Genomic DNA, 22,446 nt, shown 5'->3' on the forward strand with positions numbered 1-22,446 from the left:
TGTCTGCATCGCATCGAAACAGCGGATCGAGTAGGAAAAGTCAGCAGAAAAGTGGATTGTCGGCTGTAATGGTCCGAGTTGTCTCGATAATCTGTTGCAGGACAACAGTTTTCGAAATGCAGATGAGCTTTACATACGACTTTTGTGTGTAAACTTAAGGCACGAAAAGTAGAGCCTAAAGACTCTTCGGACCTTTGCGTTCTCTGAGTAACGTACCGGGAGGTTGGTGCGAAATAGCGATCTTCGTACCAGTTGCGAAGGCATCCTCGGATGGCCGACGATCCGCTCAGATCTCCCCCTCGGCCTTATGAACAGGCCACCGAAGAAAGCAGAAAAATGAACAAGGCAACCAAAGGTGCCATAGCTGCAGGGGCGGCAGCCGTACTGCTGCTCGGTGGTTTGGGATCCTATGCGCTCTGGCAGGACACCGAAACCGTAACCGGCGGTGCAATCAACTCCGGCGAGCTGAACTTCGCCCCGGTCGTCGGAACGGCGGCCTGGACCGAAACCTCGGTCACGCCCAACGCCGCACTTGGAGCTGATCCTTCCGGTTTCCTCATCGTGCCGGGCGACGTTCTCGAATACTCGACCCAGTACACCGTCGACTGGGCAGGAGACAATCTCCGCGCCTCGATCACGGCGGACTTCACCGCTGTGGGTGGCGACCCTGCACTGGCGGCTGCCCTCGATACCGAGGTGTCGGTGAACGGTGGAACATCGTTGCCCAACGGCTCGGCCGTCGCCCTTCCGCTGACGACGTCTCCGCAGACCATCTCCGTCGAGGTGACGATCACGTTCGACGAGACCACTGCCGGTCTCATTGCGCAGAACGAGAGCGTCGATCTCAACGCCTTCACCCTGACGCTCGACCAGGTTCGTCCCTGACCTGTAGCAGTGACGAACAAGTACGGCCGGTACTGGGCGTCGGCAGCCGCGTCCGTCGCTGTGGTGGTCTTCGGGTCAGCGCAGGCGACGGGCGCGCTGTGGCATGACGAGCAGATCGTTGCCGGCGGGACCATCAACTCCGGCACCTTGGACATCAAGGTCGGACCGAACGGAGCAGAAGTGAACGATTACGTTCTCGCTGCTCTCGGGTCGGCAAATCTCGGACCGAACGGGTTTTCCCAAGCGCCGCTCTCGATTCGGAACTCCGGCAACGTACCGTTCGACTTCCGGCTGCAAGGGACCACGTCGACCGGAACTGTCCCACTCGTCTTGACTGCAACAGCGGTTGCGGCCGAGGTGAATTGCCCGGCGGCAGGCGCACCGACGGGTCCGACGACACTGCTGTACAACGGAAATGCCAGTGGTGCGCAGGCTCCCGTCCCACCGGCGGCCAGACTGTTGGTGGCAGGTGCCCGCGAAGTGTGGTGCTTCCGGCTTGCAGTCGACGGCACCCCGCCGCAAAGCGCGTCGTCGACGGTGACATTTTCGTTCAGGGCGGATCAGGCATGACGGCCGACGACGACACGGACGTCATCGACACTGCAGCAATCGTTTCCGAGAAGGCGCGGACCGGTGTGCGGTGGTGGGTGAGCCGGGTCGTGTCGTACGCGCTGCTCGCGGCGATGCTGTCGGTTCTCGCTGTGACCGTTGTGGTTCCGAGGGTCACCGGTTCGACGCCGTACACGATTCTCACCAGCTCGATGAAGCCGACGTACCCACCGGGAAGTTTGGTGGTGGTCAAGCCCGCCGACGCGGCCGAACTCGAGGTAGGCACGCCGATCACTTATCAAATCCGCTCGGGCGAGCCCGAAGTGGTGACCCACCGCATCGTGGCGACTCGGCAAAGTGGCCAAGGTATCACCACCTACGTCACCCGCGGGGACAACAACAATTCTGACGACCAGAACCCGTTGCAGATAGGGCAGATTCGCGGCAAGGTCTGGTACTCGGTGCCGTACATGGGCTACGTCAACAACTGGCTCAACGGTGAACAGCGAACGATCACTGTGACGGTCATCGTCATCGGATTGGCCGGCTACGCGCTGTTCATGTTCGGCGGTGCAGCCGTCGATCACCGAAGGAAGCGGAAGGAGTCCACAGCGTCATGACCTACAACGTGTCCGTGGTCATCGCCGCCGGATGTGTGGTGCTGGCTATCGTCGTGCTCATCGGTGCTGGGACCGCGCGACCGGTCCAAGCCGTCAGCTACAGCAGCGACGGCAGAACCTGGACGCCGAGCTTGGCGGAGCCGTTGATGGACAGCAACATCCGATGGGTCCCTGGGACAGTCGGGTATCGCAGTTCCACATCCACAACGGCACCGACGCAGACGGCCGCGTGCAAGTGATTCTCGACAGTGACAATCCGGCGTTCACCCGTGCGCTGAGTGTGTCGATTGCCGGGCAATCGTTCGGCACGTGCGCACAGGCGGATGTCGCGGCCGGGGAGGAGAGACGCATCGACGCCACGATCACGATGGCCGACTCAGCCGCAAACGACACCCGAGCGTCCTCTGCAGCCATCGATCTCGTGGTGGAGTGGGACGACCGCACCACCCCCGCGTGCTCGGAATTTCTGGGCCGAGGACTCGAACAGGAAGGGGCGCAGCCGTGAAGTCTCGTTCGAGAGACACAGAAGGACCGAGGGCGGTACTCCGCCGAGTCGGTGCTGCGCTCATCAGCGCGCGCGCCCGGGCCATCATGTCCATCGGCATCGTGCTCGGCCTCGGAGCGGTGGGAACCCTTGCTGCATGGTCGGATACGGCCACAGCCACGTCGGGCGTGTTCACGACCGGACGGATCGATATCAAAGTGGGCAACCCTGCCGAGGACAACAATCCGGCGGCATTCAGTACGGCTCTGACGAACACTGCCATCATTCCCGGTAATGCCGTCTCGGCCCCGCTGTTGGTCAGCAACTCCGGAACCGTCCCGTTCTCTTACACGCTGTCCGTCGTCGCGAGCAACAACGGAATCGGCACCCTGCTCAACTCCTCGGTGTTCGCGGCAGCCACCTGTGGTGGAACCGCATTGAGCACCGTCACTGGACTCGGAACCTCCAAGTCGTTCACCAGTTTCCCTCGGTCGATCGCGGTCGGTTCAACCGATCAGCTGTGCATCAGCGTGACGATGCCCTCGGGTACCGTAGTCCCCGCGCTGGGCGCAACCGGAACGGTCACCTACACGTTGCAAGCGAGTTCGAGCTGACCATGTCGGAATCGAATCTTCGGCCCGCGCAGGAGTTGCCTCCCACAAGGCAACGAAACGTTTTTCGCGAGGTTGCACTCACGATGGGCGCGCTCGCTGGTCTGCTGTGCGTATCGATCGCTGCCTGCGCGCTGCTGTTCGGCGTGACGCCCCTCGTGTTCCGGTCGGGTTCCATGGCTCCCGCGATCGATACCGGGGCGTTGGCAATCAGCAAGGAGACCGCGGCGACCGAGGTACGGGTCGGCGACATCGTCAACGTCACCAACGCAGCCGGCAGCCGTATCACGCACCGGGTCGTGGAGATCGGCGCAGTCGGCACCGACAGCGCCCAGTTGTTCCTCCAGGGCGACGCCAACGCCGAGCGAGACTCGGAGTCGTACATCGTCTCGGAGGTCGGACGGGTGGTCGCCAGCGTGCCGAAACTCGGCTACGCGGTCAGTTGGCTGAGCGGTCCCGTCGCCGTGTTCGCCGGTGGCGTTCTGGTGGGCGTGCTGCTGATGGTCGCGTGGTCTCCCAGAAGGGGCCGCACGATCACAGCGGAACCCGAAGGTGGAGAACAGGATCGACCCAGGGGTAGACACAGTAGAACTCCGCTCACGGTGTTGATCGCGGTGGCTACGTTGGGCGCAGTGGGCCTGTCCTCGGCGCAAACCCCCACCACGCTTGCGCAACTGGGCGATTCGGCGGTTGCAACCAGTGGGGTGTTCAGAACCGTACTGCTGAGGCCGGCGTCGTTCAACTGCACCAACGTCTTTCTGGTCGGTGCTCGGTTGAGTTGGCCGAACGTCAACACCGCCTACAGCTATCAACTCGACTTCACACCTGCAGCAACCGGTGTGACCAATCCGATCATCCTGGGTCCGTCGGCCGCTGCGACGAGAACGTATGACGTCGGGTCGCTTTTCACTTCAGGGATGATCGGCGACAGGACGTTTACTCTTCGCGCCAGACTGGGAGATTTTCGTTCGGCGTCGGCAGGTACGTGGACAGTCAACTTTTTCACGGGTGCGATCACGACCTGCATTTCCAGCACGCCGGCACCTGCCAGCGCTCCGGCCGGTGCAGCCGCCCGAAGCGCCCCGCAGGCGCTGGCACCGTCGACGTCCTCGACCGTGCTCTCGACGATGGCCCCTCCGCCGACGACCACGACCGTGCCTTCGACGACGGCCCCTTCGCCGATGACCACCACCGTCCCGCCGACTACGACCACCACCGTCCCGCCGACTACGACCACCACCGTCCCGCCGACTACGACCACCACCGTCCCGCCGACTACGACCACCGCTTTCCCGCCGGCTCCTGCGGCTTTGACGGCACCGGTGACCTCGCCGTCGGGCGCGTCCACTGCGCGGGTGGTCGATGTGGCCGGCACCCCGACTCTGCAGATCGTCGACGCCATAGGAACGGTCGAGTACAGCGCTCCGGTCACCTCCAGCGAGGCGTATGGCTACGGCGTGCACTGGTCGGCGGGGGATGTGCTGTGGTTGCTCGGACCTGATCAGCTCGTTCGGTTGGCCGGCACGGGTGGCTCGTGGTCGCGGTCGGTGATCGATCCGACGGCGACCGATCGGATTCCATCCGACATTGCCGTGCTCCTGAAATAGCCCGAGTTCAGATATATGTCCGAATCGGAGTGCGTCTTTGCTCGCCTGGTGGATAATCGAGCCAGGTAAAGCGACGGAGGGTCGGAGCGATGACTGAAAATTACAACGGATTGGAAGTTTTCAGTTACCAATTCGATCGCTTCGCTTACGAACATCCCTGGATCGGCGCACAGGCCGGTGAATTCATGCTCGGCCCCGAGGGCGGGGGGATGCTCGAATTCGCACACGCGACGGTGTTCGCTCTTCCCGAAGGTGGCGCGCACGAAGTGCACGGTCCTATTCTCGACTGGTACCTCGGTCACGGGGGACCCTATGGCGCACTTGGCTATCCGATCAGCAACGAGCGTCCGACGCCCACAGGCTCCGGCAGGTACAACCTCTTTCAGCGAGGGGCTATCGGGTGGTTGCCCGATGTCGGTGCGTTCACCATCGGTGGTCGGCGCGAGGAATCCGATGTCAGTCCGGGTCCGGACGCTGTATTGGTATCGGCGGTCGACAGCCCTGTTTCGGCCTTCGGTGTTTCCGCCTGAAGCCAATCCTTCTCGCTGTTTCGGACGGTTTATTCGGTCGAACAGTTCGATCGATCATTCTGGCAATTCAGAACAATGTCGGCTCGTCGAATCCCGACACTCCTTCGATGCCGAGAATTCGCTGTTTGGTATTCGCCCCACCCGGTGCCGAGAAGCCGCCGACTTCCGTGCCGGCGCCGAGCACCCGATGGCACGGCACGATGATCGGCACGGGATTGCGGCCGAGCGCGCCACCCACTGCCTGGGTTGCGCCGGGTTGGCCGAGTCGGCGGGCGATGTCACCGTACGTGAGCGTCGCGCCCCGGCGAATCGAGCTGCATATCGTGTACACCGAGGCGTCGAACTCGGAGACTTTCAGGACCAGTGGGATCGGACTCATGTCGACCGGACGTCCGTCGAGGATGGCAACGATTCGCTCGATCGCGTCGGCGGCGAGTGCATCGATCGGTCCGTCCGTCGCGCCGAAGCCGGCCAGGTAGTCCATCATCGCCTCGTCCGAAGGTTCGGGTAGCGCGACCGCGACCACTCCGTCCTCGGTCCAGGCGATGCCGCAGCGGCCGATGGCGGTGTCGAAGAGTGCGCAGCTCGGCATGGGACCAGTATCCACCTGACCCTCGGCAGCAGTCCAGTAGATCGCCCAATGGACTTGAATGTCGGAGGCCAGTGGGCGAATACTGGTGTGTATGGCTTCGAGAGTGCTCAATGCAACGTCACTGGCCCGCGATCTCGGCAGCTGGCGCGGCGACGCGTCCTCGGATGGATCCGGTAGGCGCAAGGCGTCCCGACCGACGTATCGCGCGCTGGCCGACGGCGTGCGTCTGCTCATCCACGACGGCCGCATTCCGCTCGGCGTGGGCCTGCCGAGTGAACGCGATCTCTCCGCGGCTCTCGATCTCAGCCGCACCACCATCACCTCCTCGTACTCGGTGCTGCGCGACGAGGGATATCTGATCAGCAAGCAAGGATCGCGCAGTACTGTAGCGCTGCCTGCCGCACCCACCCCCAACGGACTACTGGTCCATTCGACGTCACCCTCGGGTCCGGTGGTGGACATGTCTCATGCCGCGATGGCGGCGGCGGACGGCACCATGACCGCGGCGTACGAGTCTGCGCTGCAAGCACTTCCGGCCTATCTGCCGACGCACGGCATGGAGCCCATCGGTCTGGCGGTGCTGCGGGAGGCCATCGCGCAACGCTTCGTCGAACGTGGCCTGCCGACGACAGCAGATCAGATCATGGTGACTTCCGGTGCGCAGCAAGCAGTCCGGTTGCTGCTGGGTACGTTGACCTCGCCGGGGGATCGGGTCCTGATCGACCACCCGACCTATCCCAATGCCCTCGAGGCCATCAGGCGGGTGGGTGCCAGGCCGGTGCCGGTTCCGGTGCGTCCTGCGGACGGTGACTGGGATCTCGACGGAATTCGCAGTGCGGCACGGCAAACGGCCGCCAAGGTGGCCTATCTGATCCCGGATTTTCACAACCCCACCGGGCAGGTACTGGACGCCGAGGGTCGGGCCGAACTCGCACGCATCACCCGCGACACTCGCATGACGCTCATCGTCGACGAGACCATGGTGGATCTGTGGCTCGACGCCCCGCCGCCCCCGCCGGTAGCGTCGTTCGGGCGGGTGTCGGGGTCGGACATCGTCACGATCGGTTCGGCATCCAAATCGTTCTGGGGTGGCCTGCGCATCGGGTGGATCAGGGCGCATCCGTCACTCGTCTCGCAGCTTGCAGGCTCGCGCGCAGCGCACGACCTCGGGACGTCGATCATGGACCAGTTGGCGTCGTCGTTCCTGCTGCAGGATGCGGAACCGGCGCTCGAGCTTCGCCGGTCGCAACTGCGTGAACGACGCGATGTGCTGGAAGACGCTCTGGCCGAACACCTTCCGAATTGGCGTTATCGGCGGTCCGAGGGCGGCATGTCGCTGTGGTTGCAGCTGCCCGCACCGGTGTCGAGTGCGCTCGCCGCTACCGCTCCTGCGTTCGGAGCGGTACTGGCGGCGGGCCCACGATTCGGCGTCGAGGGCGCGTTCGAGCGATACCTCCGATTGCCGTACACCCGTGAGCCGCAAGAACTGCGGGCCGCAGTGATGGCTACGGCCGGTGCGTACCGAGCCCTGGCCCCGAGTGCAGAGGCGGAGCAGCCGGCGCTGGTGTTCTGAGCGGCCGTGTTCTGACGGCGAACTCGAAGCTGAGGACGGAAATCAGCCGAAATCCATCCCTGACTTCGAGTTCGCGCACATGATCAGGCCCAGACCGACGCGATGTCGGTGGCGGTCGCCGGCGGTGGCGTCGGGACTCCGTTTGCGGTGCGGGAGAACCGCGGTGCCGGGCGGTGTTGCGTGACCCCGCCGATGTCGATGAGTGAGTCGCGATCTTTCATGTGCGGGTGGTCAGGGGCTTCGGCGAAGGTGAGGACCGGCGATACGCAGGCGTCGGTGCCGTCGAAGATCGCGGCCCATTCGTCGCGGGTCTTGGTCAGGAATGTGGCGGTGAACTTCTCGCGCAAGTCGGGCCAGCGTGACTTGTCCATCTGCGGCGGCAGGTCCGCATCGGCGAGGCCGAGTCCGGTGAGCAGCTGGGCGTAGAACTGCGGCTCGAGCGACCCGACTGCCATGTACAGGCCGTCGGAGGTTTCGTACGTGTCGTAGAACGGTGCTCCGGTGTCGAGCAGGTTGACCCCGCGGTCGTCGCTCCAGGCTCCGACGCCTCGCCAGGCCCAGATCATGTGGGACAGTGCGGCGGTGCCGTCGACCATGGCCGCGTCGACCACCTGGCCCTGTCCGGAATTCTGCCGCTCGTAGAGCGCTGCCATGATGCCGAAGACGAGGAACATCGAGCCGCCGCCGAAGTCGCCGACCATGTTCATCGGCGGAACGGGCCGCTCACCTTCACGGCCGATCGCATTGAGCACGCCCGTGACCGAGATGTAGTTGATGTCGTGGCCTGCGGTCTGGGCCCATGGACCTTCCTGGCCCCAGCCGGTCATGCGGCCGTAGACCAGGCGCGGGTTGCGAGCGAGAGCGTCGTCGGGTCCGAGGCCGAGACGTTCGGTGACGCCGGGGCGGAAGCCCTCGATCAGCACGTCGGCGCGCTCGATCAGTCCCAGCACCTTCTCGATATCGGCGGGGTCCTTGAGGTTTGCCTCGACGATGGTGCGGCTACGGAGCTGGTGGTCGTGCGGAGAGACCTGCCCGGCGCGCTGGACCCGAACGACGTCTGCGCCGAGGTCGGCCAGCAGCAGCGCGGCATGCGGGCCGGGCCCGATGCCCGCGAGTTCGAGAACGCGAAGTCCTGCGAGCGGTCCACCAGTGTTCGACACGTTGTTTGCCCCGTTTCGACGTCATCAGCTGCGAGTGTGAATGGAGACTAACTTGTACTAGGGCGTCCAACTGATCGGGGTGTGGATAATGGGGCTGTGACTGCCCCCGAACCCGTCCGTATCGGTACACCACTGACTCCCGGGGCCACCCGGGTCATGTTGCTCGGAGCAGGTGAACTGGGCAAAGAGGTGATCATCGCGTTCCAACGCCTCGGTGTCGAGGTGATTGCCGTCGACCGCTACGACAACGCCCCCGGGCACCAGGTGGCGCACCACGCGTTCACCATCGACATGAGCAACCCCGAAGAGCTACTGGCGCTGATCGATTCGCAGCAGCCGGACTTCGTCGTACCGGAGATCGAGGCCATCGCCACCGACGCTTTGGCCGAGGTGGAAGCCCGAGGCCGGACGGTGGTCATACCGACAGCCCGCGCGACGCAGCTGACGATGAACCGCGAGGGCATCAGGCGTCTCGCCGCCGAGGAGCTGGGGCTGCCGACCTCTCCGTACGCGTTCGCCGATTCGCTCGACGACGTACGAGAAGCACTGTCCACCATCGGCTTTCCTGCCGTCATCAAGCCCGTCATGTCGTCTTCGGGCAAGGGGCAGTCCGTCGTTCGCAGCGAAGCCGACGTCGAGGCTGCGTGGGACTACGCCCTGAAGGGTGGCCGCGTCGATCTCGGTCGCGTCATCGTCGAGGGGTTCATCGACTTCGATTACGAGATAACACTTCTCACTGTCCGGGCAGCAGACGGAACGTCGTTCTGTGAACCGATCGGGCATCTGCAGGAGTCCGGTGACTACATCGAGTCCTGGCAGCCACAACCGATGTCCGACGCGGCCCTGGCGGGTGCGCGTGATGTGGCCGAGCGAATCACGACGGCGCTCGGCGGCCGCGGGTTGTTCGGCGTGGAACTGTTCGTGCAGGGCGACAACGTGTATTTCTCCGAGGTCAGTCCGCGTCCGCACGACACGGGCCTGGTAACGCTTCGTACGCAACGCTTCTCGGAGTTCGAGCTGCATGCCCGCGCGGTTCTGGGGCTGCCGGTCGATACGACTGCGCTGTCGCCGGGTGCGTCGGCGGTGATTTACGGCGGCGTCGACGCGGACGGTGTTCACTTCGACGGAGTCGCCGACGCGTTGTCCGTCCCCGAGACCGATCTACGTCTGTTCGGCAAACCGACGAGTTTCGTCAGGCGTCGGATGGGTGTCGCGGTTTCGACGGCCTCGGATGTCGAGACGGCTCGGAGCAGAGCGCGAGAGGCAGCGGGCAAGGTCCGCCCCACCGTCTGACGCAGCGTTCGATGTGGGGACAGGGCACACTGTGCCCATGAGCATGCTCGGAGAGGTCCTGGTCGGCCTGGTGATTCTGGTCGGCCTCGTCGGTATCGTCGTTCCGATTCTGCCCGGCACCATCGCGATCTTCGCGGCTGTCGCGGTGTGGGCGTGGCTCACCGGTGGAGTAGGAGCGTGGACGGTGTTCGCGATCGCGACGGTGCTGCTGGTGATCAGCGGCGTCGTGAAGTACACCTGGCCCGGACGTCGCATGCGGGAGGCAGGCGTGCCGATGCGATCGCTGATGGTCGGCGGTCTGCTCGGCATCGTCGGGTTCTTCGTCATCCCTGTCGTCGGACTGTTCATCGGCTTCATCGCAGGCGTCTACGTGGCCGAAGTACCCAGGCACCGCAACCATTCCGAGGCCTGGCGATCGACTGTGCACGCCACCAAGGCTGCCGGGCTGTCGATTCTGGTAGAGCTGTTCGGCGCATTGCTCGCGTCTGCGGTGTGGCTCGGCGGAGCTCTTCTCCTCTAGGCCGCGCGAGAAGAATCAGGGAACGCGGTACCAAGCCCGGGCATTACCGTCGAGCACGGCCGGAAGGTCGCCGCCGACAGCGTGAGAAATGATGTCGATGTCGTTCTCCGAGAACGGACGCGGGGCTCGGGTGCCCGGTAGATCGGTGCCGAACATCAACGCCGCTGGATTCACGCGATGGATCTTCTGCAGCGTGTCGATGATGTCGAGGTCCACTCGGCCGAATCCTGTTGCCTTGACGCGTACTCCGCGATCGACGAGGTTCAGCAGGTACGGCAGGCCCTGCGTCGAGAGGCCCAGGTGGTCGATGCTCACCGCCGGTAGTTTCGCGAGTATCGGTTCGAGCGAGAGCAGCAGAGACGCATCGACGTACAGCTCGGCGTGCCACCCCACCAGGTCGTGGACACGACGCGCCTGCTCGGTGAGCATTCGGACGTCGGTCTCGCCGCGTTTGAGGTTGAACCGCATTCCCCGCACGCCTGCGTCGTTCAGCGCGACGATGTCCTCGTCGGAGCAGCCCGGGTCGATCTGAGTGACGCCCACCCAACCGCGTCCGAGAGTCTCCAGTGCAGCCAGCAGGTAGGTCTGATCGGTGCCCTGGAACGATCCCGTGACCACCGCACCACCGGTGATACCGAGCCCGTCGACGTCGTAGAGGTAGCTCGAGACGGTGTAGGGATCGGGCAGGAAACCGTGGTTCTCGATCAGCGGAAATCGGGGATCGATGATGTGTAGGTGGGCGTCGAACACGGGCCCCAGCATGCCAGCTCACTCGTTCGCCGTCGCGACCACCGTGCACGGTGTTGAATTCGAAACATGAAACCGGAGACCACCATAGTTCTCGACGGATACACCTATTTCGAATGTCCACGCTGGCACGAGGGGAGGATCTGGGTATCGGACTTCTACTCTCATCGCGTCGTGTCCGCCCTCGAGGACGGATCCGACGTACGGGTCGAAGCCGAGGTGCCCAATCAGCCGTCGGGACTGGGGTGGTTGCCCGACGGCCGGCTGCTGATCGTGTCGATGCGCGACTACAAGCTGCTGTTGCGCGAGCACGACGGCTCACTGACCGTGCACGCGGATCTGTCGACGTATGTCTCCGCGAATCTCAACGACATGATGGTCGACGCACAGGGCCGCGCGTACATCGGGAACTTCGGGTTCGATCTGATGAACTTCGCTCCCGTCGAGACGGCCGACCTGATTCGCGTCGACCCGGACGGTTCCGCGCACGTCGTGGCGTCGGACCTGTACTTCCCCAACGGGATGGCGTTCACCGACTCGGGCCAACTGCTGGTGGACGAGACGGTCGGCAATCGGATCAGTGCCTTCGATATCGCCGAGGACGGATCGCTGGGGGAGCGGCGCGACTGGGCGACGTTCGGCCAGCCGCCGTCGTCGACGGACATGGCGACGGCCATGAGCGAGCTGAAGGTGGCTGCCGACGGATGCTGCATCGACACCGACGGCACGATGTGGATCGCCGACGCGCTGGGTCAGCGGGTGTTGCACGTTGCGCCGGGCGGGGAGATTCTCGGACAGCTCGATTTCGATCTCGGGGTTTTCGCCTGCGGACTCGGCGGATCAGACGGCAGAACGCTGTTCGTCTGCGCTGCACCGGATTTCAACGAGCATCAACGCAAAATCGAAACCGAGGGCAAGCTGTTGGCCGTTCGCGTGTAGAGCGCTCCGCGCAGTGGTGTGGTTATGTGCCGCAGAGGGCACTTAACCACACCACTGCCGCAGGCACTCAGGCCTTGTCGGGCTCGGAAGCCTTCAGCATGTCCTCGCGCTCGACGACCTTCACGCGCTCGCGGCCCTCGGGCTCACCGAGGGAACGCTCGTGGGCATCGAGGCGGTACCAGCCGTCCCAGGTGGTGAAGGGGACCTGCTTGCCTTCGAGGAACGAGGTCACGGCGTCCAGATCCGGCTCGGCTGCACCGACGAAGCTCGGCGCATCCTCGAGCAGGTTCGCGACGGTCTCGTTGGCGTCGCCCTTGGTGTGACCGATGAGGCCGACGGGTCCGCGCTTGATCCAGCCGGTGACGTAGGTGGCCGGGACGGGCGTGGTCGAGGACGGGGATTCGACGACGCGTCCGGCCTCGTTGGGGATGGTGCCTGCCTGCTCGTCGAACGGGAGCGCGCTGATGTTCTGGCTGAGGTAGCCGACGGCGCGGTAGACGGCTTGGACGTCCCAGTCGTTGTACTTGCCTGTGCCCTTGACGTTGCCGGTGCCGTCGAGTTCGGTGCGTTCGGTGCGCAGACCGACGACCTTGCCGTTCTCGCCGAGTACCTCGTGTGGGGACTCGAAGAAGTGCAGGAACAGCTTGTGCGGGCGAGCGCCGACGTCGCGGATGGCCCAGTCCTGCAGAGTGTTGGCAACCATGTCGATCTGCTTGGAGCTGCGGCGGGCCTGCTCGGAACCCTCGTCGTAGTCGATGTCCTCGGGGGAGACGATCACCTCGATGTTGGGTGAGTGGTCGAGTTCGCGCAGCTCGAGCGGGGTGAACTTGGCCTGAGCCGGTCCGCGGCGGCCGAAGACGTGCACCTCGATGGCCTTGTTGGCCTTGAGGCCCTCGTAGACGTTGGCCGGGATCTCGGTGGGGAGCAGTTCGTCGCCGGTCTTGGCCAGGACGCGTGCGACGTCGAGGGCGACGTTACCGACGCCGAGGACGGCGACCTTCTCGGCGTCGAGCGGCCAGGTGCGCGGCACATCGGGGTGGCCGTCGTACCAGGAGACGAAGTCGGCGGCGCCGTAGCTGCCCTCGAGGTCGATGCCGGGGATGTTGAGTGCGCGGTCTGCATTGGCGCCGGTGGAGAAGATGACGGCGTCGTAGAAGCGGCGCAGGTCGTCGAGGTTGATGTCGGTGCCGTAGTCGATGTTGCCGAGCAGGCGAACCTGGGGCTTGTCGAGCACCTTGTGCAGGGCGGTGATGATGCCCTTGATGCGTGGGTGATCGGGGGCCACGCCGTAGCGAATCAGCCCGAACGGTGCAGGCATCCGCTCGAAGAGGTCGATGCTCACGCCCGGTCCGCTGACATTGTGGTCGGACTTCATGAGCGCGTCGGCGGCGTAGATGCCTGCCGGTCCGGCACCGACGATGGCGACGCGGAGTGGACGAGTCTGATCGGTCATGTGCAGCGAGCTACCTTCTTCGAGGGAAGTGCGGACACCCCAGCATAAATTAACCAGTACCTGAGCAGGGGCAGTGGGCAACTTGCCGGATTTCCCGGTTTCCGGTAGGAATTGCACTGTGCAAACGACATACCTGGTCCGACGGTTCACCGTCGACTTCTGTCGTACCTGCACCAACATGTGTTGTCGGTGACAAGACCCGACGCCCTTCCCCTCCTTGCGCAGGACGGGACCCCTCTCTCGACGGCAGCGTTGCCGAAGATCAACGCTCGGCCGTGCACAGATTCGAGGACACATGACAACCCTGGAACAGACCACCACGCTCACCCTCGACAAGCTCGGACCCTCGTTCGGAGCAGAGGTCATCGGCCTCGATGTTGCTTCGGCGTCCGACTCGCAGATCCGTGCGGTGCGTCGAGCCCTCGTCGAACACAAGGTTCTGGTGCTGCGCGGGCAATCGCTCGACGATGCCGAACACATCGAATTCGGCCGCAGGCTCGGTGATCTCACCGCAGGCCACCCGGTGCACGACAGCGGTCACGTCGCCCCCGAGGTCTACGCCCTCGACAGTCAGGACAACGGTTTCGCCGACGTCTGGCACACCGACGTCACGTTCATGGCGCGCCCGCCGATGGGCTCGATCCTGCGACCCGTCGTCCTGCCACCGCACGGCGGCGACACCAACTGGGCCGACAGTCAACTCGCCTACGAATCGCTGTCCGCGCCGGTCCGCCGAATGATCGACGGGCTCACCGCAATTCACGACGGCAACCGTGAATTCGGCTACTACCTCGCGCAGAAGCGCGGCGGAAAAGGCAACGTGTGGGACGGCAAGGAAGTGACCGCGTTGGTCCCCGTCGAACATCCCGTCGTGCGGGTCCATCCGGAAACCGGGTGCAAGGGGCTGTTCGTCAATCCGGGTTTCACCTCCCACATCGTGGGGGTGTCCGAGGCCGAGAGTCGCGGGATTCTGGATTTGCTGTACGCGCACCTCACCAAGCCCGAACACATCGTGCGGCACCGCTGGCGGTTGGGCGATCTGGTGTTGTGGGACAACCGCAGCACCTCGCACTACGCCAATCGCGACTACGGCACCGAGCACCGCAAGATGCACCGCATCACGTTGCGAGGAGACATTCCCGTCGGACCCCGATAGCGCCGAGCCCGTTCGATCGAGGAAGATTGCCGTCATGGCGTCGTGGAGTGAACGTAGGCAGCAGTGGGTCGACAGTCGCGAGGAAGCGCGCAACAACGCGTCCCAGGCGGCTGCCGACTCCGGCGAGCAGCGTCCGCCCAACGCGTGGCCGTTCATCATTGCGGCGGGCATCGTCGTCGTACTGCTCGTCGGAATCTTCGCTGCCTCGAAGTTCGCGCCGGCCGAGAACAACGTGACGCAGGCCCAGTTGCTCACCGACAGCCTCGACGGATTCCTCGAAGCGCAGAACAACGGTGACGCCGATCTGCTGCGCCAGAACACCTGCTCCGATCAGGTCGAGCGCCTCGTTCCGGGTGACGATGCGCAGTACCGTACCGATCGGGCAGATGAGGTCGAGCGCAACGGCAAGACGTCGATCGACGGTGTTCCGACGGACTACGAGGTCAACGGCGACCGAGGTGTGGTGAAGGTGCCGCTGAAGGAAGAGAAATCCGGAACGCAGACCGACGACGTGTGGAAATTCGTCCGCGTCGACGACAAGTGGCTGGTGTGCAATGTCTAGTTCATCGACAGCGAGTGACGGAAGGCTGATCAAGTGACCTACGCAGGTGACATAACCCCACAGGCCGCGTGGGAGTTGCTTTCACGCAACCCCGAGGCCGTGCTCGTGGACGTCCGGACCCGCGCCGAGTGGCAGTACGTCGGGGTTCCCGACACCTCCGCCATCGATCGCCCGACGCACCTGATCGAGTGGGTCGGCTATCCCGACGGTGCTCGGAACACCAACTTCGTCGACGAGCTGAAAGCCGCTGGCATGGACGGTGATCGACCGGTGGTGTTCCTGTGCCGCTCCGGACAACGCTCCATCGGTGCGGCCGAGGCCGCGACGGCAGCGGGCATCGGCCCGTCCTACAACGTGCTCGACGGTTTCGAGGGTGCAACCGATGCCGACGGCCACCGCGGAGCCACGGGCTGGCGTGCGGTCGGGTTGCCCTGGAGGCAGTCGTGACGAACATTCCCAAAGGTGGGGGTTTCGAGAAGCCCCTGCCGGAGGGCGTGGGTCAGGGAACGCTGGGGGTGCGCGGCGGTCTGATGCGTTCGGGTTTCGACGAGAACGCCGAAGCGCTCTATCTCTCTTCGGGTTTCGTGTACGAGAGCGCCGGTGCGGCCGAGCAGGCGTTCACCGGAGACATCGATCATTTCGTGTATTCGCGCTACGGCAATCCGACGGTCAAGATGTTCGAGGAGCGGTTGCGTCTGATCGAGGGTGCCGAGGCGTGTTTCGGTACGTCGAGTGGAATGTCGGCGGTGTTCACCGCATTGGGCGCACTGTTGAAGGCCGGTGACCGATTGGTCGCTGCGCGTAGTCTTTTCGGCTCCTGTTTTGTGGTGTGCAACGAGATTCTGCCGCGGTGGGGCGTCGAGACCGTCTTCGTCGACGGTGAAGACCTCGAGCAGTGGGAGCAGGCGCTGTCGGTGCCGACGACGGCGGTGTTCTTCGAGACTCCGTCGAACCCCATGCAGTCGTTGGTCGATGTTCGACGCGTGTCCGAGATGGCTCACGCGGCCGGCGCAACGGTGGTGTTGGACAACGTGTTCGCTACGCCACTGCTGCAGCGCAGCCTGGATCTCGGTGCCGACGTGGTGGTGTATTCCGGCACCAAGCACATCGACGGCCAGGGTCGGGTGCTCGGCGGCGCGATCCTCGGCTCGAAGGAGTACATCGACGGTCCGGTGCAGACTCTGATGCGGCACACGGGCCCGGCGCTGAGCCCGTTCAATGCATGGACCCTGCTCAAGGGACTGGAGACAATGCCGGTGCGGGTGCGGCATTCGGTGAGCTCCGCATTGCAGATCGCCGAGTTCCTCGAAAGCCATTCGGGTGTGCGATGGGTGAAATACCCTTTCCTGCAGTCGCATCCGCAGTACGAGTTGGCGACGTCGCAGATGTCGGGCGGCGGCACCGTCGTCACGTTCGAGCTCGACGCCCCCGAGGGGGAGGGCAAGAAGCGTGCCTTCGAAGTGCTCGACGCGTTGCGCATCGTCGATATCTCCAACAATCTGGGTGATGCGAAGACGCTGATCACCCATCCGGCCACCACCACGCATCGCGCGATGGGGCCGGAAGGTCGTGCGGCAGTGGGTATCACCGACGGCGTCGTGCGTATTTCCATCGGTCTCGAGGACACGGAGGATCTGATCGGGGATCTGGACCAGGCGCTGAAGTAGCGGGGGTCAGAGCGTCACCGGTACCGGCTTGTCGATGAGGGAATAGTGCGCGGCGTCGCCGGAGACAACACGGCTCTTCTGACCGTTGGGGTGTACCGGCACGTCGCCCGCCAGAGTGATGCGTTCGAGGCGGCGGTACTGATCGTCCCAATCGGCGACTGCGTAGTGCTGGGTGGCGCGGTTGTCCCAGATGGCGACGTCGCCGAGGCTCCACGTCCAGCGAACGGTGTTCTCCAGCTTGGTCACTCGACTCTGTAGGAGATCGAACAGGGTCTGCGACTCCTTGGTCGACAACCCGATGAAGTTCTTGACGAAGTGGCCGAGAACCAGTGTCTTCTCACCGGTCTCGGGATGTACTCGCACCACCGGGTGTTCGGTCTCGAAGTAAGTGGACTGAAATTCCTTACGGTACGCCACGGTCTTGGAGTTCTGAATCGTCTCGGCCGCGGTCGCCGCGTAGTCGTAGGTATTCGAGTGGGTGGCCCAGAGGTTGTCCACCAACGCCTTCAACGAATCGGGCAATTGCGCGTAGGCCGCGGTCTGCGACGCCCACGTGGTGTTTCCGCCGTATTCCGGAAGGCTGACTGCACGCAGGATCGAGGCCTTCGGGATACGGTCGACGAAGGTCACGTCCGAATGCCAGCTGTTGGCCTTGCCGTAATCGGAGTCGATGGATAGCGTCCTGGTGCCACGAGAGGTGACCGTGGGGTGCGGAGTCGTCGGAGATCCGAGCAGTTCGGCAAACGCGTACTGGCTTTCGTCGTCGAGGTGATGCTGGCCGCTGAAGAAGATGACCTTGTGCTCGAGCAGAGCCCGCCGAACGAACTCGACAGTGTTCGCATCGAGATCGCCACCGAGTCGTACGCCCTCGATGCGGGCACCGAGGTTGCCGCCGATCTTGATCGCACGCAGAGCCGTCGTATTCTCGACAAGAGTGTCCACCGACATGTCAGCACCTTTCGCTGGTTGAAGAACTGCCCGAATTACCGCGGTGCAGTGTGGAATTCAACTAGCTGACCATTGTCGATCGTCGATGTACACAGTTCGATTCAGGGTGATCTCAACGCAGTCGATTCTCGAAGACGCTGAGCACCGTGCGGAACTTGGCGGTGGTTTCGTCGAGTTCGGCGGCGGGATCCGAATCCGCGACTATGCCGCCGCCGGCCGTAGCGGTACCCGAAAGCCCGTCGGCGGCAAGCTCGATGCAGCGAATGGTCACCATCCACTCGCCGTCGCCGCTGCCGTCGGTCCACCCGACTGCTCCGGCATAGAAGCCGCGGGATCCCTCGACTGCCGTGATCGTGTCCATCGCCGCAGTGCGAGGGACTCCGGCGACCGCGGCGGTGGGGTGCAGCGCCAACGCGAGGTCGAGCGCGGAGGTTGCGGGGTCGGCCAGTGTTCCCACGATGGGCGTCGAGAGATGCCAGAGCTGCGGGGTGCAGCTCAACTGCGGTGACTCGGGCACCTCGAGCGTCTCGCAGAACGGCATCAGTGCAGCGCGAATTTCGTCGACGACGAATCGATGCTCGGCCTGGTCCTTCGCGCTCGCGGCCAACGCCGCGGAAATGCGTGCTTCCTCGACCGGATCGGTCGAACGCGCAGCAGTTCCCGCGAACGGGTGACAGCTGACGATGTTGCCGCGCTTACGAATGAGCAGCTCCGGACTCGCACCGACGATATGTCTGCCCGTCTTGCCCGCGGGTGACAGATCGGCCAGAAAGCCGTTGCCCAACGGATCTCGTGTGACCAACGAGCTCAGCATCGAGGCAGGCTCGATGGGTGTATCCGCGGAGATCTCGATGGCCCGAGCGAGCACGATCTTCTCGGCCACACCGGCTTTCAACTGCGCGACGACATCTCGCACCCGCTGCACGTGCACGTCCGGATCGGGAACCTGCCGGGTGACGGTGATCGACGGTAGCGACGGTAGAGCGTCCACGGTTGCCCACGGCCCATCGAGGCGATAGAACTCCTGCGGTTCGATAAGGGCGGTGGCGTCGGATATATCGAAAGGCAGTGCGCCGACGACGTTTCGGCCCTCCCGCACCGCGGCCACCGCGTCGGCGATATCGGTGAAGGTCTGCTGCACTCCCAGCCCGACTACGTGGTGATCCTGCCGGGAGAGTACGAATTCGAGCTTCATCAGAACGGGTTCTGTGTGCGGCCCACCAGGTCCGCGACGGAATCGAGGACCTTCGTCGGCCGGTACGGATACTGCTCGACGGATTGGATCGTCGAAATGCCGGTGAGAACGAGGATGGTCTGCAACCCGGCTTCGAGGCCGGACAGCACATCGGTGTCCATTCGGTCGCCGATCATGAGTGTGTTCTCCGAGTGCCCGCCGATCGCACGCAGCGCCGAACGCATCATCAACGCGTTGGGCTTGCCCACGTAGTACGGCTCCTTGCCGGTGGCCTTGGTGATCAGGGCAGCAACCGAACCCGTGGCCGGCAGCGAGCCCTCACGCGACGGACCGGTCGCGTCGGGGTTGGTGGCGATGAAGCGCGAACCCTTCTCGACCAGGCGAATGGCAGTGGTGATGGCCTCGAACGAGTACGTCCGGGTTTCGCCGAGCACCACATAGTCGGGGCTGGAGTCGGTAAGGGTGTAGCCGATGTCGTGCAGTGCGGTGGTCAGACCCGACTCGCCGACGACATACGCACTGCCACCGGGCCGCTGATTGCCCAGGAACGTCGCGGTGGCCAGGGCCGAGGTCCAGATCGACTTCTCCGGAATGTCCAGACCGGTGAACGCCAGGCGTGCCCGCAGGTCACGTGGGGTACGAATCGAATTGTTGGTCAACACGATGAACGGAATCTCGTTGGCCTGCAGCTCAGCGAGAAACGTGTCGGCACCGGGTATCAGATGATCCTCGTGGACCAGAACGCCGTCCATGTCCATCAGGTACGTCCACTGCTGAGGCTTCTCGGTTTCGCTCACCTCACCATTGTGAACCATCTGCCGACCGTCGACTCGTGGACTGGAGCTAACTCGCCCGGCGCTCCTCGGCGCGTCGGGAGTCGGTTCGCAGTACCTGCCGCTCGCGAGCGGTGGTGCCGCCCCACACTCCGAACGGTTCGTTGGCTGCCAGCGCGAAACGTCGGCACGCGTCGACGACACCGCAGCCGGCGCACACCTGCTTGGCGCGCTCCTCACGTTCACGACGGGCGGAGCGTCCCTCGCCGGTCGGGGAAAAGAAGATTTCCGAGTCCTGCCCGCGGCACACCGCGTCGGTCTGCCAGTCCCATGACTCGATGGCAGGCGAAATCCCGCGCTCGATCATGGCAATCGCGCTGTTCCTCGACATCGCTGCCCCGTTCCCTCGATCGGTTGTGGACTCGTTCGATGATCGCGAGACGCGACCGATTCGGCAATGATTCGGATCATCGTGATTCGGAGGCGATGCGTCACAGCAATTTACAGCGCGCAACCATTTCGCTCGACGTGATAGAAACTCGAAGGCCAACGTGCACTTGACTTTTCAATGTCCACGTCTATACATTTCTGACACCATCCAGAGCGACCGAGAGACCTTGGCTCGATGACGTCGCAGCAACCCCCTTCTTCATCGAAGGTGTGGGTGCTACCGCCAGGGCCGATGGAGGCACCAGAGATGAACTTCTGTATCAGTACGCCCGTCTGACCGATTCGCGTACTCACAGTCCACTCTTTCGAAAGGCACCACAGCGATGATCGCTGCCCATCCGTCCCGGCGGCTCCGGTGACTCAACTTCAGGCCCGACCCGACATACCTGCGGTCGACGAACTCGTCGACATCCCCGACGAGCAACTCGTCGTCGCACGGAAGTGGCATCCCTGGCGTTGGGTGATCAGCATCGCCACTCTCGTTGTGGCCGCGCAGTTCCTGCATGGTTTCGCCACCAACCCGGGCTGGGATTGGGGCACGTTCGCCGACTACTTCGCGGCACCGTCCATCCTGTCCGCGCTGTGGCTGACGATCCAGCTCACGTTCTGGGGCACCCTGATCGGGTTTGCGCTGGGAATCGCACTCGCGGTGGCCCGCCTGTCCAACAACCCAGTGCTGCAGGTGATCTCCTGGTTCTACATCTGGGCGTTCCGCTCCATCCCGTTGATCGTGCAATTGCTGTTCTGGTTCAACATCGCCTATCTGTATCAGACGCTGTCGCTGGGAATCCCGTTCGGAGCCAGCTTCTTCGAGTTCAGTGTCAACAACGTCATCAGCGGCTCCACAGCCGCAATCATCGGACTTGCTCTGCACCAGGCAGCCTACTCGGCGGAGATCGTCCGGGGTGGGATCATCTCGGTGGACCAGGGACAGCTGGAAGCGTCTGCGGCCCTTGGAATTCCGAAGCGTCGTGAATTCTTCAAAATCGTTCTGCCCCAAGCGATGCGGGGAATTCTGCCGAACGCCGCCAATGAGGTGATCAGCTTGTTCAAGGGCACATCGATAGTCTCTGTCGTGGCCATCGCCGAACTGTTCTACCAGGTGCAGGTGGTGTACGGGCGTAGCGGACGAGTGGTGCCGCTCCTGATGGTCGCCACGGTCTGGTACATCATCCTCACCTCGATTCTCTCCGTCTTGCAGTACTACGTCGAGCGGCACTACGCCAAGGGCGCTGTCCGCAACATCGAGCTCACCCCTATCCAGAAGTTGCGTCAGAAACTGGCCGAGATCACCCTCGCCCCGCGAGGAGCGACACGATGACCACCCTCGACGCCACCACTCCCACGTCCGAGACCCAGTACGCCGTCGAGGTACGCGGCGTGCACAAGTCCTACGGTCCCCTCGAAGTCCTCAAAGGAGTGGACCTGACCGTCCGCCCCGGCGAGGTCACCGTCATCATCGGTCCGTCCGGATCCGGCAAGTCGACTTTGTTGCGCGCCCTCAACCACCTGGAGAAGGTGGACCAGGGCACCGTTCGGGTCGATGGCGAGCTGGTGGGCTACAAGCGCAAGGGTGCCAAGCTGCACGAGCTGAGCAACCGCGAGATCCTGCGTCAGCGTTCGCAGATCGGGTTCGTGTTCCAGAACTTCAACCTCTTTCCGCATCTGACGGTGCTGGAAAACGTCATCGAGGCGCCGATTTCCGCGCAGAAGCGCAAGCGCTCGGACGTCGAACCCGAGGCTCTGGCGTTGCTCGAGCGCGTCGGCGTCGGAGCGAAAGCACACGATTACCCCCGACGTCTTTCCGGCGGGCAACAGCAACGTGTAGCCATTGCGCGCGCACTGGCATTGCGTCCCAAAGTAATTCTGTTCGACGAGCCCACTTCCGCGCTCGATCCAGAGCTGGTCGGAGAGGTCCTCGAGGTCATTCGAGGACTCGCCCGAGACGGAGCCACGCTCGTGATCGTCACGCACGAGGTCGGCTTCGCTCGCGAGATCGCCGACACGGTGGTGTTCATGGACGACGGCCTGATCGTCGAACAGGGACCACCTGCGGCGCTGCTGGACAGTCCCACCGAGGCGCGCACCAGAGCGTTTCTCGCGCACGTCCTCTAGATCGCATACACACCTTC

General features: G+C 63.8%; 26 protein-coding genes and 1 riboswitch. Of the genes, 18 read left to right on the top strand and 8 right to left on the bottom strand.

What is annotated here, in order from left to right:
- Window positions 1–336: 336 nt before the first annotated feature.
- The 8 genes from ACNEOT_RS06260 (at window position 337) to ACNEOT_RS06295 (ending at window position 5,286) form a co-directional block, all read left to right on the top strand.
- The gene (locus ACNEOT_RS06260; RefSeq protein WP_415973019.1) at window positions 337–885 is read left to right on the top strand and encodes an alternate-type signal peptide domain-containing protein; all 549 of its coding nucleotides are present in this window, start codon (window positions 337–339) and stop codon (window positions 883–885) included.
- 9 nt (window positions 886–894) lie between these two features.
- On the top strand, window positions 895–1,455 hold the full coding sequence (locus ACNEOT_RS06265; protein WP_415973021.1) for a hypothetical protein: 561 nt from the start codon (window positions 895–897) through the stop codon (window positions 1,453–1,455).
- Complete coding sequence (locus ACNEOT_RS06270) at window positions 1,452–2,054, top strand: signal peptidase I (protein ID WP_415973023.1); 603 nt, start codon at window positions 1,452–1,454, stop codon at window positions 2,052–2,054. The genes ACNEOT_RS06265 and ACNEOT_RS06270 overlap by 4 nt, the downstream gene beginning before the upstream one ends.
- Window positions 2,051–2,293, top strand: a complete 243-nt coding sequence (locus ACNEOT_RS06275) for a hypothetical protein (RefSeq protein ID WP_415973024.1) — start codon at window positions 2,051–2,053, stop codon at window positions 2,291–2,293. The genes ACNEOT_RS06270 and ACNEOT_RS06275 overlap by 4 nt, the downstream gene beginning before the upstream one ends.
- Window positions 2,290–2,559 carry a hypothetical protein gene (locus ACNEOT_RS06280; RefSeq protein WP_415973026.1) on the top strand — a complete coding sequence of 90 codons (270 nt, stop codon included), beginning with the start codon at window positions 2,290–2,292 and terminating at the stop codon, window positions 2,557–2,559. Before ACNEOT_RS06275 ends, ACNEOT_RS06280 begins: the two co-directional genes overlap by 4 nt.
- Window positions 2,556–3,152: a SipW-dependent-type signal peptide-containing protein gene (locus ACNEOT_RS06285; RefSeq protein ID WP_415973028.1), complete on the top strand. Its 597-nt coding sequence runs from the start codon at window positions 2,556–2,558 to the stop codon at window positions 3,150–3,152. Before ACNEOT_RS06280 ends, ACNEOT_RS06285 begins: the two co-directional genes overlap by 4 nt.
- A gap of 83 nt (window positions 3,153–3,235) precedes the next feature.
- Window positions 3,236–4,756, top strand: a complete 1,521-nt coding sequence (locus ACNEOT_RS06290; protein WP_415973030.1) for a S24/S26 family peptidase — start codon at window positions 3,236–3,238, stop codon at window positions 4,754–4,756.
- 89 nt (window positions 4,757–4,845) lie between these two features.
- Window positions 4,846–5,286, top strand: a complete 441-nt coding sequence (locus ACNEOT_RS06295; RefSeq protein WP_415973032.1) for an LGFP repeat-containing protein — start codon at window positions 4,846–4,848, stop codon at window positions 5,284–5,286.
- Window positions 5,287–5,353: 67 nt separating this feature from the next.
- Here the strand turns inward: ACNEOT_RS06295 and ACNEOT_RS06300 are convergent, their stop codons facing one another.
- The gene (locus tag ACNEOT_RS06300) at window positions 5,354–5,989 is read right to left on the bottom strand and encodes a methylated-DNA--[protein]-cysteine S-methyltransferase (protein ID WP_415973033.1); all 636 of its coding nucleotides are present in this window, start codon (window positions 5,987–5,989) and stop codon (window positions 5,354–5,356) included.
- Between ACNEOT_RS06300 and ACNEOT_RS06305 the strand changes: the two genes are divergently transcribed.
- A complete protein-coding gene (locus tag ACNEOT_RS06305) occupies window positions 5,970–7,451 on the top strand; it encodes a PLP-dependent aminotransferase family protein (protein ID WP_415973035.1) in 1,482 nt (493 codons plus the stop codon). The genes ACNEOT_RS06300 and ACNEOT_RS06305 overlap by 20 nt on opposite strands.
- A gap of 83 nt (window positions 7,452–7,534) precedes the next feature.
- On the opposite strand, the gene ACNEOT_RS06310 is transcribed toward ACNEOT_RS06305, so the two are convergent.
- Window positions 7,535–8,611 (bottom strand): CaiB/BaiF CoA transferase family protein, encoded by a 1,077-nt coding sequence (locus ACNEOT_RS06310; protein WP_415973037.1) that lies wholly within the window; start codon window positions 8,609–8,611, stop codon window positions 7,535–7,537.
- A gap of 96 nt (window positions 8,612–8,707) precedes the next feature.
- Here ACNEOT_RS06310 and purT point away from each other — a divergent pair, with 96 nt between their 5' ends.
- Together purT and ACNEOT_RS06320 are read left to right on the top strand one after the other, a co-directional pair.
- Complete coding sequence (gene purT, locus ACNEOT_RS06315; RefSeq protein WP_415973039.1) at window positions 8,708–9,904, top strand: formate-dependent phosphoribosylglycinamide formyltransferase; 1,197 nt, start codon at window positions 8,708–8,710, stop codon at window positions 9,902–9,904.
- 37 nt (window positions 9,905–9,941) lie between these two features.
- On the top strand, window positions 9,942–10,424 hold the full coding sequence (locus tag ACNEOT_RS06320) for a DUF456 domain-containing protein (protein ID WP_415973040.1): 483 nt from the start codon (window positions 9,942–9,944) through the stop codon (window positions 10,422–10,424).
- 15 nt (window positions 10,425–10,439) lie between these two features.
- On the opposite strand, the gene ACNEOT_RS06325 is transcribed toward ACNEOT_RS06320, so the two are convergent.
- Window positions 10,440–11,186, bottom strand: coding sequence for an amidohydrolase family protein (locus tag ACNEOT_RS06325; RefSeq protein ID WP_415973042.1), 747 nt, complete (start codon window positions 11,184–11,186; stop codon window positions 10,440–10,442).
- A 54-nt stretch (window positions 11,187–11,240) separates the two neighbouring features.
- Between ACNEOT_RS06325 and ACNEOT_RS06330 the strand changes: the two genes are divergently transcribed.
- Window positions 11,241–12,110 carry an SMP-30/gluconolactonase/LRE family protein gene (locus tag ACNEOT_RS06330; RefSeq protein WP_415973044.1) on the top strand — a complete coding sequence of 290 codons (870 nt, stop codon included), beginning with the start codon at window positions 11,241–11,243 and terminating at the stop codon, window positions 12,108–12,110.
- Window positions 12,111–12,177: 67 nt separating this feature from the next.
- On the opposite strand, the gene ACNEOT_RS06335 is transcribed toward ACNEOT_RS06330, so the two are convergent.
- Complete coding sequence (locus ACNEOT_RS06335) at window positions 12,178–13,563, bottom strand: FAD-dependent oxidoreductase (protein WP_415973046.1); 1,386 nt, start codon at window positions 13,561–13,563, stop codon at window positions 12,178–12,180.
- Between the two features lie 295 nt (window positions 13,564–13,858).
- On the opposite strand from ACNEOT_RS06335, the gene ACNEOT_RS06340 reads away from it, so the two are divergent.
- The 4 genes from ACNEOT_RS06340 to ACNEOT_RS06355 are packed head-to-tail and all read left to right on the top strand — an operon-like array spanning window position 13,859 to window position 16,948.
- Window positions 13,859–14,719, top strand: coding sequence for a TauD/TfdA dioxygenase family protein (locus ACNEOT_RS06340; RefSeq protein ID WP_415973048.1), 861 nt, complete (start codon window positions 13,859–13,861; stop codon window positions 14,717–14,719).
- A gap of 34 nt (window positions 14,720–14,753) precedes the next feature.
- Window positions 14,754–15,281 carry a hypothetical protein gene (locus ACNEOT_RS06345; RefSeq protein WP_415973050.1) on the top strand — a complete coding sequence of 176 codons (528 nt, stop codon included), beginning with the start codon at window positions 14,754–14,756 and terminating at the stop codon, window positions 15,279–15,281.
- Between the two features lie 33 nt (window positions 15,282–15,314).
- The gene (locus ACNEOT_RS06350; protein ID WP_415973052.1) at window positions 15,315–15,728 is read left to right on the top strand and encodes a rhodanese-like domain-containing protein; all 414 of its coding nucleotides are present in this window, start codon (window positions 15,315–15,317) and stop codon (window positions 15,726–15,728) included.
- The gene (locus tag ACNEOT_RS06355; RefSeq protein WP_415973054.1) at window positions 15,725–16,948 is read left to right on the top strand and encodes an O-succinylhomoserine sulfhydrylase; all 1,224 of its coding nucleotides are present in this window, start codon (window positions 15,725–15,727) and stop codon (window positions 16,946–16,948) included. The genes ACNEOT_RS06350 and ACNEOT_RS06355 overlap by 4 nt, the downstream gene beginning before the upstream one ends.
- 6 nt (window positions 16,949–16,954) lie before the next feature.
- Here ACNEOT_RS06355 and ACNEOT_RS06360 read toward each other — a convergent pair whose 3' ends face one another.
- From ACNEOT_RS06360 to ACNEOT_RS06375, 4 genes are all read right to left on the bottom strand, one after another.
- Window positions 16,955–17,896 carry a TauD/TfdA dioxygenase family protein gene (locus tag ACNEOT_RS06360; RefSeq protein ID WP_415973056.1) on the bottom strand — a complete coding sequence of 314 codons (942 nt, stop codon included), beginning with the start codon at window positions 17,894–17,896 and terminating at the stop codon, window positions 16,955–16,957.
- Between the two features lie 112 nt (window positions 17,897–18,008).
- Complete coding sequence (locus tag ACNEOT_RS06365; RefSeq protein ID WP_415973058.1) at window positions 18,009–19,091, bottom strand: isochorismate synthase; 1,083 nt, start codon at window positions 19,089–19,091, stop codon at window positions 18,009–18,011.
- Window positions 19,091–19,906 (bottom strand): HAD-IIA family hydrolase, encoded by an 816-nt coding sequence (locus tag ACNEOT_RS06370; RefSeq protein WP_415973060.1) that lies wholly within the window; start codon window positions 19,904–19,906, stop codon window positions 19,091–19,093. Before ACNEOT_RS06370 ends, ACNEOT_RS06365 begins: the two co-directional genes overlap by 1 nt.
- Before the next feature lie 28 nt (window positions 19,907–19,934).
- Complete coding sequence (locus ACNEOT_RS06375) at window positions 19,935–20,255, bottom strand: WhiB family transcriptional regulator (protein ID WP_415973062.1); 321 nt, start codon at window positions 20,253–20,255, stop codon at window positions 19,935–19,937.
- 200 nt (window positions 20,256–20,455) lie between these two features.
- A riboswitch (SAM riboswitch) is annotated at window positions 20,456–20,553 on the top strand.
- A 221-nt stretch (window positions 20,554–20,774) separates the two neighbouring features.
- Between ACNEOT_RS06375 and ACNEOT_RS06380 the strand changes: the two genes are divergently transcribed.
- Window positions 20,775–21,635: an amino acid ABC transporter permease gene (locus tag ACNEOT_RS06380; RefSeq protein WP_415973678.1), complete on the top strand. Its 861-nt coding sequence runs from the start codon at window positions 20,775–20,777 to the stop codon at window positions 21,633–21,635.
- Window positions 21,632–22,429, top strand: coding sequence for an amino acid ABC transporter ATP-binding protein (locus ACNEOT_RS06385; RefSeq protein WP_415973063.1), 798 nt, complete (start codon window positions 21,632–21,634; stop codon window positions 22,427–22,429). Before ACNEOT_RS06380 ends, ACNEOT_RS06385 begins: the two co-directional genes overlap by 4 nt.
- Window positions 22,430–22,446 lie beyond the last annotated feature (17 nt).

This window comes from Rhodococcus sp. 077-4, from assembly GCF_047782425.1.
GTDB lineage: Bacteria > Actinomycetota > Actinomycetes > Mycobacteriales > Mycobacteriaceae > Rhodococcoides.

What these genes read in the sequence shown, in the direction of transcription:
- ACNEOT_RS06260 (WP_415973019.1), top strand. Translation starts at nt 337, where the DNA reads ATGAACAAGGCAACCAAAGGTGCCATAGCTGCAGGGGCGGCAGCCGTA.
- ACNEOT_RS06270 (WP_415973023.1), top strand. Translation starts at nt 1,452, where the DNA reads ATGACGGCCGACGACGACACGGACGTCATCGACACTGCAGCAATCGTT.
- ACNEOT_RS06275 (WP_415973024.1), top strand. Translation starts at nt 2,051, where the DNA reads ATGACCTACAACGTGTCCGTGGTCATCGCCGCCGGATGTGTGGTGCTG.
- ACNEOT_RS06290 (WP_415973030.1), top strand. Translation starts at nt 3,236, where the DNA reads ATGGGCGCGCTCGCTGGTCTGCTGTGCGTATCGATCGCTGCCTGCGCG.
- ACNEOT_RS06295 (WP_415973032.1), top strand. Translation starts at nt 4,846, where the DNA reads ATGACTGAAAATTACAACGGATTGGAAGTTTTCAGTTACCAATTCGAT.
- ACNEOT_RS06305 (WP_415973035.1), top strand. Translation starts at nt 5,970, where the DNA reads ATGGCTTCGAGAGTGCTCAATGCAACGTCACTGGCCCGCGATCTCGGC.
- ACNEOT_RS06320 (WP_415973040.1), top strand. Translation starts at nt 9,942, where the DNA reads ATGAGCATGCTCGGAGAGGTCCTGGTCGGCCTGGTGATTCTGGTCGGC.
- ACNEOT_RS06325 (WP_415973042.1), bottom strand. Translation starts at nt 11,186, where the DNA reads ATGCTGGGGCCCGTGTTCGACGCCCACCTACACATCATCGATCCCCGA.
- ACNEOT_RS06330 (WP_415973044.1), top strand. Translation starts at nt 11,241, where the DNA reads ATGAAACCGGAGACCACCATAGTTCTCGACGGATACACCTATTTCGAA.
- ACNEOT_RS06335 (WP_415973046.1), bottom strand. Translation starts at nt 13,563, where the DNA reads ATGACCGATCAGACTCGTCCACTCCGCGTCGCCATCGTCGGTGCCGGA.
- ACNEOT_RS06340 (WP_415973048.1), top strand. Translation starts at nt 13,859, where the DNA reads ATGACAACCCTGGAACAGACCACCACGCTCACCCTCGACAAGCTCGGA.
- ACNEOT_RS06345 (WP_415973050.1), top strand. Translation starts at nt 14,754, where the DNA reads ATGGCGTCGTGGAGTGAACGTAGGCAGCAGTGGGTCGACAGTCGCGAG.
- ACNEOT_RS06360 (WP_415973056.1), bottom strand. Translation starts at nt 17,896, where the DNA reads ATGTCGGTGGACACTCTTGTCGAGAATACGACGGCTCTGCGTGCGATC.
- ACNEOT_RS06365 (WP_415973058.1), bottom strand. Translation starts at nt 19,091, where the DNA reads ATGAAGCTCGAATTCGTACTCTCCCGGCAGGATCACCACGTAGTCGGG.
- ACNEOT_RS06370 (WP_415973060.1), bottom strand. Translation starts at nt 19,906, where the DNA reads ATGGTTCACAATGGTGAGGTGAGCGAAACCGAGAAGCCTCAGCAGTGG.
- ACNEOT_RS06375 (WP_415973062.1), bottom strand. Translation starts at nt 20,255, where the DNA reads ATGTCGAGGAACAGCGCGATTGCCATGATCGAGCGCGGGATTTCGCCT.
- ACNEOT_RS06385 (WP_415973063.1), top strand. Translation starts at nt 21,632, where the DNA reads ATGACCACCCTCGACGCCACCACTCCCACGTCCGAGACCCAGTACGCC.